The organism is Planktothrix sp. FACHB-1365, assembly GCF_014697575.1.
Taxonomy (GTDB): Bacteria; Cyanobacteriota; Cyanobacteriia; order Cyanobacteriales; family Microcoleaceae; genus Planktothrix.
The window spans coordinates 16,039-32,887 of sequence record NZ_JACJSC010000006.1; the positions used below are offsets into that span (position 1 = coordinate 16,039).

Consider the following 16,849-nt stretch of genomic DNA (forward strand, 5'->3'; position numbering starts at 1 on the left):
TAGCCAAATACCTTTTGATGTTAGACATTAGGTGTTAATGGGGATATGTATCTATTAACCAATAAGTGGTCATTTCTCCTTTCCCTTTGACTTCAACTTGTCCCCGTTTTTCAAAATTATAGCGATGTTTTAACCGTTCATAGGTATTTTCTGTGACTTGAATTTTACCCGGTAAACCCGATGATTCCATACGAGAAGCAACATTTACAGCATCTCCCCACAAATCATAAATAAACTTTTTCACGCCAATAACTCCAGCAACCACTGACCCTGTATTGATGCCAATTCGCATTTGTAAAGGTTCCTGATATTTAGCTTGAAAATGAGCGATCGCGCCTTGCATATCTAATGCCATTTGAGCAACAGATTCAGCATGATTTGTATTTGGAAGGGGTAATCCACCGACTGCCATATAAGCATCCCCAATGGTTTTTATTTTTTCTAAACCATGCTTTTCTGTCAGTTCATCAAAAGCTGAAAAAATCTCATTTAATATATTGACTAATTCATCGGGTTTAACACGAATTGATAGGGGTGTAAAGCCCACAATATCGGCAAATAAAATCGTGACCTCATCAAAGTGTTCTGCGATCGCACTGGTATCTGTTTTTAACCGTTCCGCAATGGTTGAAGGTAAAATATTAAGTAATAATCGTTCTGAGCGTTCCTGACTTTCTTGCAAGGCTCTATCGGTGATTTGGCGCTCTAATTCGGCTCCGGCTCTAGCTGCAAAAATTTTTAAAACGAGTTCTCTAGTTTGGTCATCTTGCATCGGATTTGTATCTAAAACTGCAATATGACCAATCACAATTCCCGTTGAATCAATTAAGGGAATTCCTGCATAACTGCGGGCTTTTAATTCGACTAAATCTTGATCTTGGGGAAAGCGATTAATAATACCATCAGAATAACAAGAATATTCCTTATTGGCAATAACTTCATGACAAGGTGTTCCTTTTAAGTCATACTCGATATTATCAATAAAGTTATTCTGAAGCCAAAATGCTAAGGTACGAACTCTCATTTTTTCGGGGGTGGAACATTCAGTCACAACAGTATAACGAACGCCTAAAATTTCAGCCAAACCTCGAACACAGGAGCGAAAGAATTCATGACCTGTTTTGGAAGCCGTTCCTTCCACAATTAATTTTAGGGCTTCTTCCCGACGTTTACGCTCGCTAATATCTCGGATAACACAAAGAACTGAGGTAGAAGAAATCGGGGAAAGATTTGCACATAAATCGGTTTTCTTATGATTAAGAGTTAAACGATATTCTACCTCAATTTGGGATTGAGTTTTTATGGCTTTTTGAATACCCTCTAGCAATATATCGGCTTGTTTTTGAGGTAAAATTTCATGGATTTTTTTGCCAATTCTTTCTTGGTCTGGTTTATATAATAACTTCGTATTGGGGGTAGCAATTTTTAGATAATGTCCTTCCCCATCAAACACTAGAATAGATTCCGTCATGGCTTTAAATAAAGCTTGAAGTTCGGCTTCAGATTGTTCTAAATTTTTAGTAACTGTTTGCAGAGAAGTGACCGTTTGTTGCAAGGCTTCATTTTGATTTTGTAGTTTTTTCTGGAGAACTTTAAGTTGTAATTGAGTTTGAATACGAATTAAGACTTCTTCGAGTTGAAAAGGTTTTGTAATATAATCTATTCCCCCAACTTGAAAAGCTTTTACTTTATCTTTAACCTCATCTCCAGCACTTAAAAAAATAATCGGAGTCGAACGGGTTTTTTCATCTTCTTTGAGTTTTTGACAAACTTCATAACCTCCAATTCCCGGCATATTAATATCGAGCAGAATCAGGTCTGGAATCACGGTTCTTGCCGCCATTAAACCCACTTCTCCATTAATGGATTTGCGAACTTGATAACCTTGTTGCATGAGGAAATCTGATAAAAAACGAATATTGTCAACATTGTCATCAACAATCAGAATATCCCCGATAAATTCCTCTTGATTAATATTCATAAAAACTCACTTTCTGATCAAATAGGATAGAGTGAATCAATAACAAAAGCTTAAAATTTTATCTTTTAATTTAATCCCCTGAAGATTAATATTGTTTTGGGTTGATGCCAGCTTTTATGATTTATAAGCTTCAGTAAATTTTAAAATAATTTGAAATTGAAAATTTTCAGTTAAATCCTTCAATTTTTCAATTAGCACTTGATTGTCTGGGGGAATTTGCTCAATTAAATCTAATATTTTTAGATCGCTTCCTTGAGCAGCGGCACAATAGAGATGACTTTGCCACTCTGGAGACATTGTGTTCAGAAGATCACCCAAATCCTCTGCTGAACGTTGAGGATGTGTGGGAGCCGATGTTTCCAGTGGCAATTCATCCTGTTGATACAAATATTTTACACCTAAATGTTGATTAATTTTATCCAATAAATGATCAGCTTTGAAGGGTTTAGCAATAAAATCCTCACAACCCGATGTTAAAATTTCTTGCTGATTTTCCTCAAAGACACTCGCGGTTAAAGCAATAATTTTAGTTTGTTTTCCGAGAGATGTTGCTTTGATTAAAGCTGATGCCGTTAACCCATCCATCACGGGCATTCTGACATCCATTACAATTAAATCAGGTTGCCAAGTTTCCCAACAATTGATGGCTTCTTGACCATTTCCAGCTTGTTGAATTTTAAACCCAATTTCTGATAATAATTCGCTTAATAATAAACAGCTATCCAAATTATCATCTACAATTAAAATTCGATATTCAGGTTGATTGGGAGCCAGGGAAATCACCTTAGATTTATTAGCATTGCAGGAAAATTCACAGGAGTCTAAAAAATGAATCGGAATTTCAAACATAAATAAACTTCCGACTCCGAGTTGACTACTGACATGAATATCTCCTCCCATTAGTTGTATATATTTTCGACTTATCGCTAAACCTAATCCTGTTCCTTGATTAGAATTACGTCCTGATTCTGTTTGCTTAAAGGGTTCAAATAGTAACTGTATTTCTTCCGGGGAAATTCCTAAGCCTGTATCTTCAACTTCAAATAAAATAAACTCTGCTTTTGCATCAGGAGATGGAGTAACAGAAAAATTTTCTATGTAAATATTAGCTGAATTTCTATCTTCTGAGTTAGGAGAAACTGAAGACTCAGAGTTAAAAATTTGATATTCACGTTTTACTCTTAATGTAACTTGACCTTGGGTTGTAAATTTAATCGCATTGCTTAATAAATTTAATAAAACTTGTCGCAATTTTCCTTGATCCGTTTGCAAATAACGGGGTAAATTGGGTGCATATTGAAATTGTAATTGTAACCCTTTAGATTCTGCTTTCATCTGCAACATTTTTCTTAACCCCTCTAAAAGATTAATTAAATCAAACTGATGTTCATTAAAGGTTGTTCTTCCCGCTTCAATTTTAGACATTTCTAAAATGTCATTAATCAAGGTTAATAAATGCTCGCCCGCATGATTAATAATTTCCAGATACTGATGATGCTTGGGAGATAGAATTGTATCTTCATTCATCAATTGAGTAAACCCTAAAATGGCATTTAAGGGAGTTCTTAACTCATGACTCATATTGGCTAAAAATTCCGATTTAGCCTGATTAGCGGCATCAGCAGCCGCTACTGCTTTTTGAAGTTCAATAGATTGTTTTTGGGTCTTTTCTAATAATTCAGCTTGTTGTAAAGCCACGCCTAATTGATTACTAATTTGCACTGCAATATTAATTTCTGCCTGTTTCCACTGACGGGAACTAGAGTTTTGATAGGTGGCGAGTAATCCCCATAATTGATGGTTAGAAAAAATGGGGACTATAATATAAGCTCTGGCTTGTAAACTTTCTAATAACTGAATATAACATTCGTCAAAATTAGCTTGATAAATATCAGAAACAGCCCGGTAATTGACTCCCTGACTATACAATCCTCCTTGGGTGGTTTGAAGATAAGTATCTTGGATGACAGGGGATAAATAATTAGGCTTGGAGTTACTCTCAAATAATTTAACAGTACACCGTTCATTCGCAATAGCATTTTCTTGAAGTTTAGGATGATAATTTTGTTCTTCAAATAAAGAAATCCATCCCGCATTAACAGATTCTGCAATGAATTCTCCACTCCAGTCAGGACGAAAACGATACACTACAACTCGATCACAATTAATCACTCGTCTTAATTCTGAAGCGGTGGTGGAAAAAATGGTTTTGATATCTAAGGTTTGGCGCATCCGTTGGATGGCTTTTGCTAACGCTTGTTCTCGTTCTAAACTTTCTTGTAAGGCAATTTCAGTATTTTTACGATTGGTAATATCTTCAGAAATACACAGCATATGAGTAGTTTTTTGATGGTTGATAATGGGGATTTTTAAAGTTCTTAATAAAATGTCACCCTGAGCAGGAGTCTGAATTAAAATTTCAGGAATTTCTATCGGTTTTTGGTGAGTTAAAGCCTCTAAAATATGGGAACGAAAATGCTGGGCTTGTTTTTCAGGTAACAGATCATAAATGTTTTTTCCTAAAATTTGCTCGCGGCTAACTCCAAAGATTTTTTCACTGGCTTTATTCCAAAGAACAAATTGAAAGTCACTTTCAACATTTTTAACATATAAAGCCAAAGGAATATTCTCAATAATCGTATTTAAAAATTGTCGTGATTTTGCTAATTCTTGATCCAGGTTTTTGCGTTCTGTGATATTATTAAAGGTACAAACAATCCGTTCTAATTTTTGGTCTTCATTAAACTCAGGATCAATATTCAACAATAACCAATGAAGGGTTGCAGAAGACGGCTGTTGATCCAGTCCAAGAATTAAGTTGCGGATGGGTTGACCTTGGGCGATCGCTTGATGAATGAACTCCATTTTTTCCCCCAAGGGTTTGCCTTCTTCATTGAGAAGTTTCACGGGTAATGAAAATAGATTTTTTCCCTCTAATTGGGGTTCAATGGGAAATAACAAATTTTGAGCAAATTGATTACTCAAAATAATCTCTCCTTGGGGCGTTAACAATAACACGCCCACTGGCATTTCTCGAATCAGAGAACGAAAGCGTTTTTCACTTTCTTGCAGGGCATTTTGATATAGTAATTGAGCGCTATAGCGTTGATCTAACAAAGACGTAACTAAAGTTCCCACCAATAGCATTAAGGTCACGATTCCTATTTGCAATGCTAAACCGGAATGGGCAGAAATTTCCTCAGAATTAAACGTAATAGAAGACTGTTCAATAATTTTAGTCGCCCACATTCCTGTGTAGTGCATTCCACTGATGGCAATCCCCATGACCAGGCTACTGCCTCCCTTAATCCAATTCAACCCAGAGGTACCTGAATGTCTTAAGTAAAATGTCATCCCCAAAGCAGCAATTGAGGCAAAAATAGCGATGGCGACAGACATCAGAACACGGGCTAAATTGTATTCCATCACAGCGCCTGGAATCATCATGCCTGCCATTCCCACATAGTGCATGGACACAATGGCTAATCCTAAGACCACCCCACCGGAAAGCACTCCGAGACTGAGTTTAGGTCGATTCCATAACAGCAACGCCAGCCCAGAGGCGAGCACGCCCACCCCCCAGGATAGGATAGTAATCTTGAGATCGTAGGCCACCCGGAGCGGAAGTTGAAACGCCAACATCCCGATAAAGTGCATCGACCATATCCCTGTACCCATCGCCAGTGACCCTCCCCAGGCCCAGAGGAGACGCTTCTTGAGGGGGGATTCGGGTGTTACCCGTCCGGTTAAATCCAAGGCCGTATAAGAGGCAATCACCGCAATTAAAAAAGAGAGAACCACTAAAGACGGTTGATAATGACCTTGAATCACCGTCATCATGACTAAAGATTTCATATTTGAGTTGTTAAATAATTGATGACTAACGGTTGACTAGAAACAGTCAAAGCTGAATCTAAGGAGGGTTGATTAAAATGGCAAACGGGAAAGGCAAGGGTGTCAGGATGTCCGAAGGCATACAGAGGAATGGAAATCATAAATTCTGTGCCTTTTGCTAAGGTAGAATTACAGTATAAATAACCTTGATGAGTAATGCCCAATCAAAGGGTACATCCTGACGCTTTTTAACAATATAAATCAGTTCAATTGAAATCAAAAAATAAGCCCGACTAATCGCACTATCTGATATAATATGCAAGCTCACCCGTTCAGGCTTCCCTAAATAGCGTAGATAACATCATCCTTCGAGGGAAAGTTTTGCCCAAGCAAAGTGTAATTTTGTTCGAGATTATTTAACCATCATCGGCTTAGAATGTAAGACCTGATGATGCTGATCTATTGAATTAAATTGATTTGTGCTTTCCTAAAGCTAATCGTTCTTGAATTGTTCTGGGAAGGCTGGATATCAAGATGAATGATGATGTCCATAAGCCCCTCGTTCAGGATAAAAAGCGGCAGTTTCTTCTTGAAGGGTTAATCCCATTTGCACTAACATTGAAGATAATACTCCATCGGGGGAAAATCGTAAATAGTCCGAGGTAATTTCTAAAGGAACATGACGATTTCCCAAATGATAAGCCGCTTTTAATAAATCGAGGGAAGAGTTTGCCCTCACGGTGATAATGGGTTCTGGTTTAGCAATGACTTTAGCCCAACAATCTTGAGTATCCGAGGTTAATAAATCTCCCTCTTTTAAAACTATTCCTCTAGGTAGACGAATATAATAGGTTTCACCCTCTAAAGTTTCAATATACTGACGAGCTTTGGTTCGTTGTTCAGCCGTTAAAGGTAGATAAACATTAACGCATTGATTGTCATTGGCTAGATGGGATTGGGTAAAAACAATCATAATAAAATTTAATAGGAGCTTGTTCTCAATTCAGAATCAATGTTATTATATTAGCTTTATATTATCAAGTCTAATTGTTTGATTAAAATTGTAAAATTAAAGTATACCCTTTGGATGATGAGTCAATCCATGAAGTTATTGCTGGTTGAGGATGATGAGCGAGTCACGGAAGCACTGGTTGAATATTTGACGGATCAACATTACTCAATTGATGTCGCCCACGATGGAGAAATCGGTTTACAAATGGCAGAGAGTTCTAATTATAATCTAATTATACTGGATGTCATGTTACCGAAACTCGACGGAATTACAATTTGTAAACGTTTACGAGAAAAAGGTTATAACACTCCCCTGTTAATTTTAACAGCAAAAGATACTAGAACGGATAAAATTCTAGGCTTAGATGCAGGGGCGGATGATTATGTGGTTAAACCCTTTGATTTAGAGGTTCTCTCAGCGAGAATTCGAGCCTTACTTCGTCGATGGGGAGAAAGTTTACCTCCAGTTCTCCGATGGGAAAATTTACAACTAGATCCGACTTCTTGTGAAGTGACTTATCAAGGTCAACTTCTCTCTTTAACTCCAAAAGAATATCGATTACTTGAACTTTTTCTCAGAAATGGTCGTCGTGTATTTAGTCGCAGTGCAATTTTAGATTTACTTTGGTCATGGGAGGAGATTCCGACAGAAGCAACGGTTAAAACCCATATTAAAAGTTTACGATCTAAACTCAAAGCGGTTGGTGCTCCGGGTAATTTAATTGAAACAGTCTATGGTTTGGGATACCGACTTAAAGAAAACTCGTGATTTTAATTTTAGATATTTAAGATGGCATTTATTATTGTCTTATTTAACGGTAATGGCAGCCATTTTATTCTTGTTTGCCCTCGGCGTTTATCTGTTTTTTAGTTATAGTTTTTATCAGCAATTAGATGAAAAACTTCGAGTCTTAGCCCAATCTGCTGCCCCTTCCTTGAGGGAAGTAGAAAAACGAGGGAATGAATATTTAGATCAAATGTCTGTTTTTCCTTGGCGAGACTTATTTAACCGTGATCAACAAAGTTTAGAATGGTTTAATGCCAAGGGAGAATTATTAGCTCAAAGAGGAGAATTAGTCTTGTATTTTCCTCCTCAACCCGGCGTTTCTAAGATTCACTTATCCCATCATCCCTTTGCCATTCATACCTATACCATTTCTGTCTTTACAAATTCATCCAATAAAAAACCCATTTTAAAAGGGTTTATTCGCGCTAGTCAATCGACTGAATCGATTAAAATTTCTCAAAAACAATTATTATTCTGGTTAGGAATTGGGGGATCTCTAGCGTTAGGATTAGCAGGAATTGGCGGGTTATGGTTAACACAAAAAGCCTTAAAACCCATTGAACAAAGTTATAAACAACTCAAACAATTTACTGCCGATGCTTCCCATGAATTACGCAGTCCTTTAACAGCCATTAAAACCTCTGTGGATGTGATGTTAACTCATTTAGAACGCATTCATCCCAAAGATCTCAAAAAACTCTCCGCCATTAGTAGTGCTACCGTTCAAATGAATCATCTCGTTGATGATTTATTATTTTTAGCGCGAACAGATGTTTCAGCCTCTAAACTTTCTCATGAATGGCTACCCATTAAACTCCATGAACTTTTGCAAGATGTGATTGATTTAATTGCACCTTCTGCTCAAGCTAAACAAATTCGCTTCATTGCCCATGTTTCTATCAATTTAATGATTTATGGAGAGCCCACTCGCCTCAGTCGTTTATTTTCTAATTTATTAGAAAATGCCATCCAATATACCTCAACCGGGGGTAAAATTACCGTATTTTTAAAGAAGCAAAATCGCTTTGCTGTCATTACCATTAAAGATACAGGAATTGGAATTGCAGAAGAACATCTACCCTTCATTTTTGACCGTTTTTGGCGGGCAGATAAAGCGCGTTCTCATCGGGAAGGAGGCACCGGACTAGGGTTGTCCATTGCTCAAGCGGTGGCACTCCAACATGGAGGTAAAATTACTGTCGCCTCTAAATTAGGAGTCGGGAGTTGCTTTTTTGTCCATTTACCCCGTATTTCTTCAACCATAACAGGGGCAAATTTCCCGAAGAACTCTGACTTCAAGTCTTTAACTTAAGTTATCTTTCCCAGATCTTCACTTTTTCGGTTTAAGTTAAAACTAAGTATCAACAATCGATGAATCATTGTTAAAAAAGTTTATGAAAATTAAATTTTTTTTACATCACCTCTGAAGTTTGGGTAAGCGCCCCTACTGGGACTTACCCCCCACTCTCCTCTTTTCTACGGAGAAAAGTTTGCAAGTTGCCTTTCCTGTATCGGTTATCCGTCCCCCTATCTGGCTTTTAGTTATCCTATGAATACTGTCGTTTCCGTCAATTGTAACTGTCAATTTCATCAAGAAATTTATGTTTTAATCAGCCAACTTGAACACAAAATTAATACGATCAACTCTGGGAATAAATTACAGATTTCTTGGCGAAATCAACAGGATAGAATGACTACAGAATTAGCAAAAGTTCGAGAAATATTGGATTTATACAAGCTTCAATGCGTTGAGAAAAACCTAGAAAATAATGAACAGTTTATTCAAGGCTACCAAATGGGAAAACAATGTAATCAAGTCTTATATGATGCCTCTCAAATTCCTATTCAAGAAGTTAAAATGGCATTAGCTTTAGATCTCAACCAAAATCCGGTTCCGCCTTATCTAATGGGAATACAAGTGGGGTGGAGATTGGGAGTTGTCGAACAAAGTTTAACTCGATTTTTACCCGATGAGAAAACGAATATTGCTTGACTTCGCTTATCATCAACCGAAGGAACGGGTGTGAAGACTTGATTTCAATTAGAGTGTTATGGGATATCTAATCATGAGCTTGATTATTGCTAAAAACCTTTATATATTAAAGGTTTCACCGATTTTAAAGTTTATTTTTAATTTAAAAAATGATTTCTGGATTTTATTAAAAATTAAACCCTTTCTAAAGATAGATAGAATCTTCTTTCTGCCGACAGATTAAGTGTTAAAAGAATTTTGGATATCTTTAAAAAGATCGGGTTCAGGGTTCATAATCTTTAGGTTTAAAAAACAGGGTCAGCAAAGGAAATTAACTTATTATTGTTTCCTTTGGTTTTTAGTATCCTTATTTTTTTGCATTTTAAGAGCAGTGTTTATTCCTTTAACCTTTAGAGCAAACCCAAGGGATAACCCATCTATTCCCGATCAGTTCATCTAAATCATTCATTTTTAATTAAAATGAACCTAGGGAGAAATGTATGAATAATCAAACTCGAAATAATTCCTATTCTAATCGGAATACTCCTTCTGAAAACGGATATACTCCTGAACCAGTACGGGATGAATATATTCGTCAAACCGAAAGAACAAAAGCCAACAATGAAGCGACATGGGGTACTTTAATTGGCATTGGAATTGCTACCTTATTAGCATTAGGAATTGGTTCTCTGGTTTGGCCGAGTTTATTTAAACCCAATGACCCTCAAGCTCCCACCGTTGGGCCAGAACAAACCGAATCCAATATCCCTAACAATGAACCGAGAACCCAAGAACCTCAGCGAGATACGGTGATTATTGAGAGGAATCGGACTCAAGTGGTTCCGGTTCCCGTAGAAACCCCCCAAGCTCCTAGCCCTCAACCGACACCCAATGTTGATGTGACCGTTCCCCCTGCGGCGCCTCAACCTGCCCCTAATGTTGATGTGACCGTTCCCCCAACGACACCGGAAACCTCGCCGAATACCTTACCTAATACCGATGGAACGTTATTAGATACCAATCCTAGACCGACTTCTGACCCATCAGTTCAACCGCCCAGAGCTTCTGACACCGAGGGGTCTGGGGGCACGGAAACGACCACTCCCGCAGAACAACCCCAAAGTCGTCTCGACTCCACCACTCCTGATGAGTTAGTGAGTAAAACCCCAACCCAAACCGGAAATTCATCTGGGTTATTCCAGGGTCGCCGTGATTAACCGTTGTTTTCTCCGGCGCGTAGAATAACTAAACCCCCCAGGTGTCTTTTCAGCAAGGACATGGGGGGTAATTGATTAGGATGACCCAGAATCCTGAGATAATAAAAGATTGTCTAAATTTAATCAGATGTCATGAGTCCAGTAATGGTTAATTCAGGTTTATCTCCCATTCGGGTTGGAATTTTGGGGTTTGGCGGTTTAGGACAAGCCGCAACACGGGTTTTAGCTGGAAAACAGCAAATGCAGTGGGTGGCCGTAGCCGATCAAAAAGGATATGCTTATGATGTCCAGGGGCTGAACCCGAATCGCTGTATTGAAGTTTACCAATCTCAAGGGTCAATCGGGTATTTAGAACCCAATGGTGTTCTCAGTCATCAAAGTATTGAAGAGTTAGTAAAAGCAGCCCCTAACGTTGATGGCTATTTTCTGGCTTTGCCGAATTTACCCAATGATTTTATGGCGAGTGTGGCTAAAACCTTTATTCGCTTGGGGTGGAAAGGGGTGTTAGTCGATGCGATTAAACGCACCAGTGCTGTTGAATTATTATTAGATTTAAAAGAAGAGTTACAAGCCTCTGGAATTACTTACATGAGCGGTTGTGGTGCGACACCGGGGTTATTAACCGCAGCCGCTGCTTTAGCCGCCCAAAGTTATACGGAAATTCACAGCGTTAAAATTACTTTTGGAGTCGGAATTGCTAATTGGGAAGCGTATCGCGCCACCATTCGAGAAGATATTGGTCATTTACCCGGTTATACTATTGAACAAGCCAGAGCTATGAGTGATGGGGAAGTAGAAGCTTTATTAGATGAAACCAATGGGTTATTAACTTTAGAAAATATGGAACACGCCGATGATATTATGTTAGAATTGGCGGGAATTTGTTCACGTGATCGCGTTACGGTGGGTGGCATTGTGGATACTCGCAACCCGAAAAAACCCTTAAGTACAAATGTTCAAGTTACAGGTCGGACGTTTGAAGGAAAAATTTCTACCCATACCTTTACGTTGGGGGATGAAACCAGCATGGCGGCTAACGTTTGCGGGCCAGCTTTTGGATATTTAAAAGCGGGAATTCAACTCCATCATCGCGGAATTCACGGTTTATTTACGGCGGCTGAAATTATGCCTCAATTTGTTCGTTAAAACTGAATTCTAGTCCCAGAAACCGGGTTCCTGAAGGGAGCTTAATAGATGATAATTAACCTCAAAGAGAAACCCGGTTTCTAAGATTATAACATCCCTTCTTTAACCTTCATCCTAACGCTCAACTATGCCGCTATATGAACGAGTTTTACTACTGATTATTTATACTTGTTTGACCTCTTTAATTGTGGTGTTTTCTCTCTGTTTAGGTTACGCCATGATACATTTTACCTTATTTGGTTCCTTTCGCTGAAGAATTTTAGGGCTGTGAGCGATCGCAATGTTTTTAGGATACTAAAGCGCGTATGAATCTTTAAGTTTATCGGCGGTATAAAAACAATGTTGCAAATATATTAGCAAGCAAAACTAAAGTGATGAGTTACTTGCAGATTCATTGGATGTCAACCCAACTTGACAAATATAACTCAAAAGATATATAATAATTTAGCGACATAAAATCATTGCCTATTTTTTTAACTCAAAATAATAAAATGATGTTTAGATTATTAACCCGATCTCTAGTGATTGGAATCACTTTATTTTTCCTAATATTAGGAAGTAATTTTTTAATCCCAGAACCTGCCAATGCTGCCATTCTCAAGCAACAAGAATCCCCCGAACAAATGTTGTATCAATCCCGCCATAGTTTACGGGATGAAACTGGAAAATCTTGGCAAGTTGTTCTGTTTAAACGAGTGAAGGATGGACAGGTTAACACGATAGATTTACGCCTAGTAGGATTTCCTGATCAAGCTGTATTTCTTCATCCTAAAGGATTAGAAATTATCACTCGTCAAGGCAGACTTTTTCAAGCTGAAGATCAATTTGCTAACAATGCACCTGCTCCTAATGTGGGTGAATATAACCTCAAGAAAATTTTACCCCAACTCTCCTCAACGGAACAGGTTAAATTAAATTTACCGTTAAAAGATAAACAACACAGTTTAACTCTTCCTGCTCCTATCATTTTAGAGTGGAAAGAATTGATCAACGAGGAGAACTGATAAAAATTGATCTTCAAATATTAGGGGGGTTTAAAAAATGTAAATCCAAAACTTTTTTAATCGAATCACTTAACAGTTGAACTTGATTTTCTCCCAAGGTTTCACTTGAATTTAATTCTGGTTCTGAAACCATTTCTGTTAGTTGAGAATGAATTTCAGGATTAACATCACAAAACTCGATAATCGCTTCTGTAACCGATTCAATACGTTCGGGTTCGGGTTCTGTTTCTGAATCATCCAAAACGGTTTCTAATCGAGTTAAATCCTTTAAAATTTCCCCTTGAAATAGTTCGGGTTTATGAGTAATAATGTCAGAAAAAAAGGTAATAACTTGTTCGGATTTCATGGGAGTGAGCATCCTTACTAAAATTGGCAAACATTTATTGATACTAGATTAGCAAGATTTAGCTGAAAATGGCAATAAAAAATGATTTTGTTTCAAAAATCAACATGACCTGTAGAGACACGCCATCACGCATCTCTACAAATAGATTAAGTCTTATTTCCCTTTATTGGGGTTTTTAGCTTGTTCTAAGGCAATTTCTTTGACCGCTTGGAACGAACTAACGTTAGAAGCGCCTTCAATGGCTTTGACCGCTAAGTCTTGAACCTGTTTTAACGCCGAATCTAATTGTTTCGATAAAGTTTGTAGACGAGTATCTTGACTTTGAATGGTTTCCATTAAGGACTTAACGCGCAATTCATAATATTGTTTCTGACCCTCCACTTCTTTTGCAAATAAATCGGCTTTAATTTTGGCTTGATAATTGCCAATATTCCGTCCTTGATCTTTCCCGCGTTTGATATTTTCTTCTGATTTTTGAGGAAATTCTTCTACTTTAGCTTTAACCTCAGAATAGAGTTTTTCCCGTTCAGCAATCATTTCTTCCCGTTCATTCCATTGTTTTTCCTGTTCTTCTTGCAAATCTTCAACCTGTTTATATAAGTTTTTCTTCGTTTGTGAATAGGTATCGTTATCGACATCTCGTTGTAGTTTCAAATTATAATTATAGGTTTCCTGATCTCGCAACTGCGATTTTTTATAAGTTTCATTTCGTTCTTTAACAATGCGTTGATGTTCTTCCTGTTCTTTTTGCCATGCTTTTTGTTGTTCTTGAATTTCCTGTTCTAAGGTTTCTCGTCGTACACTTAATTCCTCATCAAAGGTTTTAGCACTTTCTTCATAACGTTGAACTAAATTATCTAATGTATCATCGTCAACGGTTTCTAAATCATGTAATTCTTCTAATTGTTGCAATTCATGAGTAACGGTTTGTCGCAATTCTCCCAATTTCACGGCTTCTGAAGTTAACGCTTCTGATAATTCACTCACCGCACTTCCAAACCCAGTTTGTAATAACAATAAATTCTCAATAGTTTGCTGCATTTTTGGCTTTTTAACAGCAGATGTAGTGGTCATTGGTTTAATTTCCTCCTTACGGGTTTGTTGAACTTCATTGCGAGTAGAATTAAGTTTTTTAATCTGCGCTTCTAACGCATTTTTTTCTTCATTTAATTCTTGATAAGCTTCCAAAATTTCCGCTTTTGTATTGCGGTCATTCATTTTTTTGGTCATAGTTTATGCTTCCTTTTTTTGTTTCTATTTGTAGAAAAATTGTGCTTTTGCAAAATACCAGAATATTGATTTTCAATCTCTATTTATTGCCAGTATTAGCAGTAGTTGAACTGGAAAACGCCCGCATAGCTAGATCTTGAGCTTGTTTTAATGTTTCTTGTAACTGAGTTGAAATTTGGGTGATTTGTTCATTTTGTCGTTGAATGGTTTGTTCTAAAGATAGAACTTGTAACTCATAACCCTGTTTTGTAGATTCCCATTCTTTTGTCAATAAATCAGCTTTAACCTTCGCTTCTCGTGTTGCTTCTTGAATGGCCTCTTCTTTAGCCGTATTAAAGGCTTGTTTTAGTTCTTCTTCATATCCTGCTACCTGCTGTTGATGCGCTTCAAATTCCGCTTGATTTACTGTTAAAATTCGTTCTCGTTCTGTCCAATTTTTCTCTTTATCTTGATTTAATTCTTGTAACTCTCGTTCTAACTTCCGTTTCATGTCTTCATATTCATCAGTTTCAATACGTCGAGTTCGTTCCAATTCATAGTTATAATCGGCTTCTGCTTGTTCACGACTGCGCGTTAAGCGTTCTGTTTCCTCTTCAACTAATATCTCAAATTCCTGTTGTTCTTTTTCCCAAATTTTGTGCTTTGTTGTTATATCTTTCTGCAAACTTTCTTGCTGAATTGTGGCATTATGTTCTAATAAACTTAACTTTTCCTGATGTTCTTGTGTTAAAATATGAAGCGAATCAGCAACAATGCGAATTTTATGAATTTCTTTTAACTGTTGAGTCTCAATTTCAATTCCCCGTTTTAACTCCTCTAACTTTGTAGATTCCGTTCGTAATTTTTCGGTTAATTCCGTTATAATAGAACCAAAATCAAGTTGTAAGTCCGCTAACCCTTTAACAATACTGTCAACAGTATAGGTCGCTGCGGTTTCTAAAATTTGTTTACCTTTTTCCTTCTCCGCTTCCTGTTCCTTGGTTGCAACTTTTGATTCAATTCGTTTTTGTTCGGTTAAAATTTGTTGAAAAGCTGCTAACAGTTGTGTTTTGTTACTAGGGACAAAAGGGGAATGGGTCATGATCATTTTCTCCGAATACAAAATAAGTAATTAGATTAACTGGAATTCTGGATCTCCAGTGGAGAGTTAATTGCGTTTTCGCAGTTGAGTAACAATATCTTGATATTTTTCAGTAGATTCTGAATCAAGATTTGTCGAGTTTTTAGCAAGTTCGTGCAAAATTTTCTGACAATTTTGACACCGATTTCCTTGCCAACAATAGCAATCTTTAACCAAGTTTAGCAATAAACTTTGCAATTGTTGATTTTGATCTAACAACGCTTGATAATTCCGTTGAACCGATTGAATCACTAAGAATAAATGCTTAAAGTCTTCCCCGATATTTTCCAAATCCTGCATCGTATCTTGACGCACTTGATTCGTTAATTCACAGGTTTTCATTAATTGATGCTCAATGGAATCAGGAGGGTTTAATTTGATCGTTTTTTTCATGTTTTCCTAGAACGAAAAAATCAAAGTGATGATACCCAGCTTTTAAACATCGGTAAAGTTTTATAACACCTGTTATAAAAACCGATATTGTCAGGACGGGAAAAATACCTAGATTGATACAACCCGTCCTCACCTGATGTTGGGATAAATTCTCCTACAATACTTACGCAGAAACTTGAGTTAAAGCCGGAGGTAATGCGGTATCTTGTCCCGAATTTAACATCAATTCAGAATGTTCTTCTCCTTTCGCATAAGCCGCCATTAAACAGGCAATTTCATGGGGAGGTAAGTTATCTAAACACACCATTTTTCGGGTTCCTTCCAAGTCAATCATCCGCGATAAATTACTCGCATCAGATAAAACCGCCGCCGCTTGTTCCACCACAGACCAATCAGTCCGTTCCTGCCAAGACCATTTTAAGCTATAATAATTAATCGGTTTTACGACTCCATTTTCATCGGGTTTTTGACCGGAATGCTTGGTAAATTCAGGAACAAAAATTCCCGTTGCGGGTTCAACACCTCGCGCTTGAACAGAAGCCACTAAACGGTTAAAATCACTCAATCCTCGTGATTTTAAATACGTCACCATCACGACCCCTTTTGGCAGTTCTCCTGATTCCGCGACAAACCAAATTTGACCCCATAAAGTGTGTTCTGTTTGTCCTAAACTGCCAAAAAATTTGCTAAACTTAAGAATAGTCATGGAACATTTAGAACCATAATCTGTATCCCCAATTGGTTAAACTAAGCAATTTTGTCACCAAAATTACTCGTCTTCAGAACCGTGCTTGAAAGTTTCCCTTCA

Annotated in this window: 14 protein-coding genes and 1 pseudogene; 6 read left to right on the forward strand and 9 right to left on the reverse strand. The window is 37.4% G+C overall.

Annotated elements, in window-relative coordinates; all coding sequences use genetic code 11:
- Positions 1 to 34 precede the first annotated feature (34 nt).
- From H6G57_RS09850 to ureE, 4 genes are all read right to left on the reverse strand, one after another.
- Positions 35 to 1,981: an adenylate/guanylate cyclase domain-containing protein gene (locus H6G57_RS09850; RefSeq protein ID WP_190518107.1), complete on the reverse strand. Its 1,947-nt coding sequence runs from the start codon at positions 1,979 to 1,981 to the stop codon at positions 35 to 37.
- Between the two features lie 114 nt (positions 1,982 to 2,095).
- Positions 2,096 to 5,836, reverse strand: coding sequence for an MHYT domain-containing protein (locus H6G57_RS09855; protein ID WP_190518109.1), 3,741 nt, complete (start codon positions 5,834 to 5,836; stop codon positions 2,096 to 2,098).
- Positions 5,833 to 6,039: a hypothetical protein gene (locus H6G57_RS09860; RefSeq protein WP_190518111.1), complete on the reverse strand. Its 207-nt coding sequence runs from the start codon at positions 6,037 to 6,039 to the stop codon at positions 5,833 to 5,835. The genes H6G57_RS09855 and H6G57_RS09860 overlap by 4 nt, the downstream gene beginning before the upstream one ends.
- Before the next feature lie 305 nt (positions 6,040 to 6,344).
- Positions 6,345 to 6,788, reverse strand: a complete 444-nt coding sequence (gene ureE, locus H6G57_RS09865) for an urease accessory protein UreE (protein ID WP_190518114.1) — start codon at positions 6,786 to 6,788, stop codon at positions 6,345 to 6,347.
- Between the two features lie 117 nt (positions 6,789 to 6,905).
- On the opposite strand from ureE, the gene H6G57_RS09870 reads away from it, so the two are divergent.
- The 6 genes from H6G57_RS09870 to H6G57_RS09895 all read left to right on the forward strand — a co-directional run bounded on the left by H6G57_RS09870 (position 6,906) and on the right by H6G57_RS09895 (position 12,952).
- Entirely contained in the window at positions 6,906 to 7,595 is a 690-nt protein-coding gene (locus H6G57_RS09870; RefSeq protein ID WP_375539515.1) for a response regulator transcription factor, read from the forward strand.
- Complete coding sequence (locus H6G57_RS09875) at positions 7,561 to 8,925, forward strand: cell wall metabolism sensor histidine kinase WalK (RefSeq protein ID WP_190518116.1); 1,365 nt, start codon at positions 7,561 to 7,563, stop codon at positions 8,923 to 8,925. Before H6G57_RS09870 ends, H6G57_RS09875 begins: the two co-directional genes overlap by 35 nt.
- Positions 8,926 to 9,162: 237 nt before the next feature.
- Complete coding sequence (locus H6G57_RS09880; protein WP_190518117.1) at positions 9,163 to 9,606, forward strand: hypothetical protein; 444 nt, start codon at positions 9,163 to 9,165, stop codon at positions 9,604 to 9,606.
- A gap of 479 nt (positions 9,607 to 10,085) precedes the next feature.
- Positions 10,086 to 10,802 (forward strand): hypothetical protein, encoded by a 717-nt coding sequence (locus H6G57_RS09885; RefSeq protein ID WP_190518119.1) that lies wholly within the window; start codon positions 10,086 to 10,088, stop codon positions 10,800 to 10,802.
- A 132-nt stretch (positions 10,803 to 10,934) separates the two neighbouring features.
- Positions 10,935 to 11,948: a saccharopine dehydrogenase-like oxidoreductase gene (locus tag H6G57_RS09890; RefSeq protein ID WP_190518121.1), complete on the forward strand. Its 1,014-nt coding sequence runs from the start codon at positions 10,935 to 10,937 to the stop codon at positions 11,946 to 11,948.
- A 491-nt stretch (positions 11,949 to 12,439) separates the two neighbouring features.
- Positions 12,440 to 12,952, forward strand: coding sequence for a DUF3122 domain-containing protein (locus H6G57_RS09895; protein WP_199314152.1), 513 nt, complete (start codon positions 12,440 to 12,442; stop codon positions 12,950 to 12,952).
- A gap of 13 nt (positions 12,953 to 12,965) precedes the next feature.
- Here the strand turns inward: H6G57_RS09895 and H6G57_RS09900 are convergent, their stop codons facing one another.
- The 5 genes and pseudogenes from H6G57_RS09900 to H6G57_RS09920 all read right to left on the reverse strand — a co-directional run.
- A complete protein-coding gene (locus H6G57_RS09900) occupies positions 12,966 to 13,298 on the reverse strand; it encodes a hypothetical protein (protein ID WP_072717873.1) in 333 nt (110 codons plus the stop codon).
- Positions 13,299 to 13,451: 153 nt separating this feature from the next.
- Complete coding sequence (locus H6G57_RS09905) at positions 13,452 to 14,528, reverse strand: hypothetical protein (RefSeq protein ID WP_190518122.1); 1,077 nt, start codon at positions 14,526 to 14,528, stop codon at positions 13,452 to 13,454.
- A 79-nt stretch (positions 14,529 to 14,607) separates the two neighbouring features.
- The gene (locus tag H6G57_RS09910) at positions 14,608 to 15,609 is read right to left on the reverse strand and encodes a hypothetical protein (protein ID WP_190518124.1); all 1,002 of its coding nucleotides are present in this window, start codon (positions 15,607 to 15,609) and stop codon (positions 14,608 to 14,610) included.
- A 66-nt stretch (positions 15,610 to 15,675) separates the two neighbouring features.
- Positions 15,676 to 16,041 carry a hypothetical protein gene (locus H6G57_RS09915; RefSeq protein WP_190518126.1) on the reverse strand — a complete coding sequence of 122 codons (366 nt, stop codon included), beginning with the start codon at positions 16,039 to 16,041 and terminating at the stop codon, positions 15,676 to 15,678.
- 163 nt (positions 16,042 to 16,204) lie between these two features.
- Positions 16,205 to 16,780 (reverse strand): annotated as a pseudogene (locus tag H6G57_RS09920) (hypothetical protein); the annotation flags it as partial.
- Positions 16,781 to 16,849: the final 69 nt, after the last annotated feature.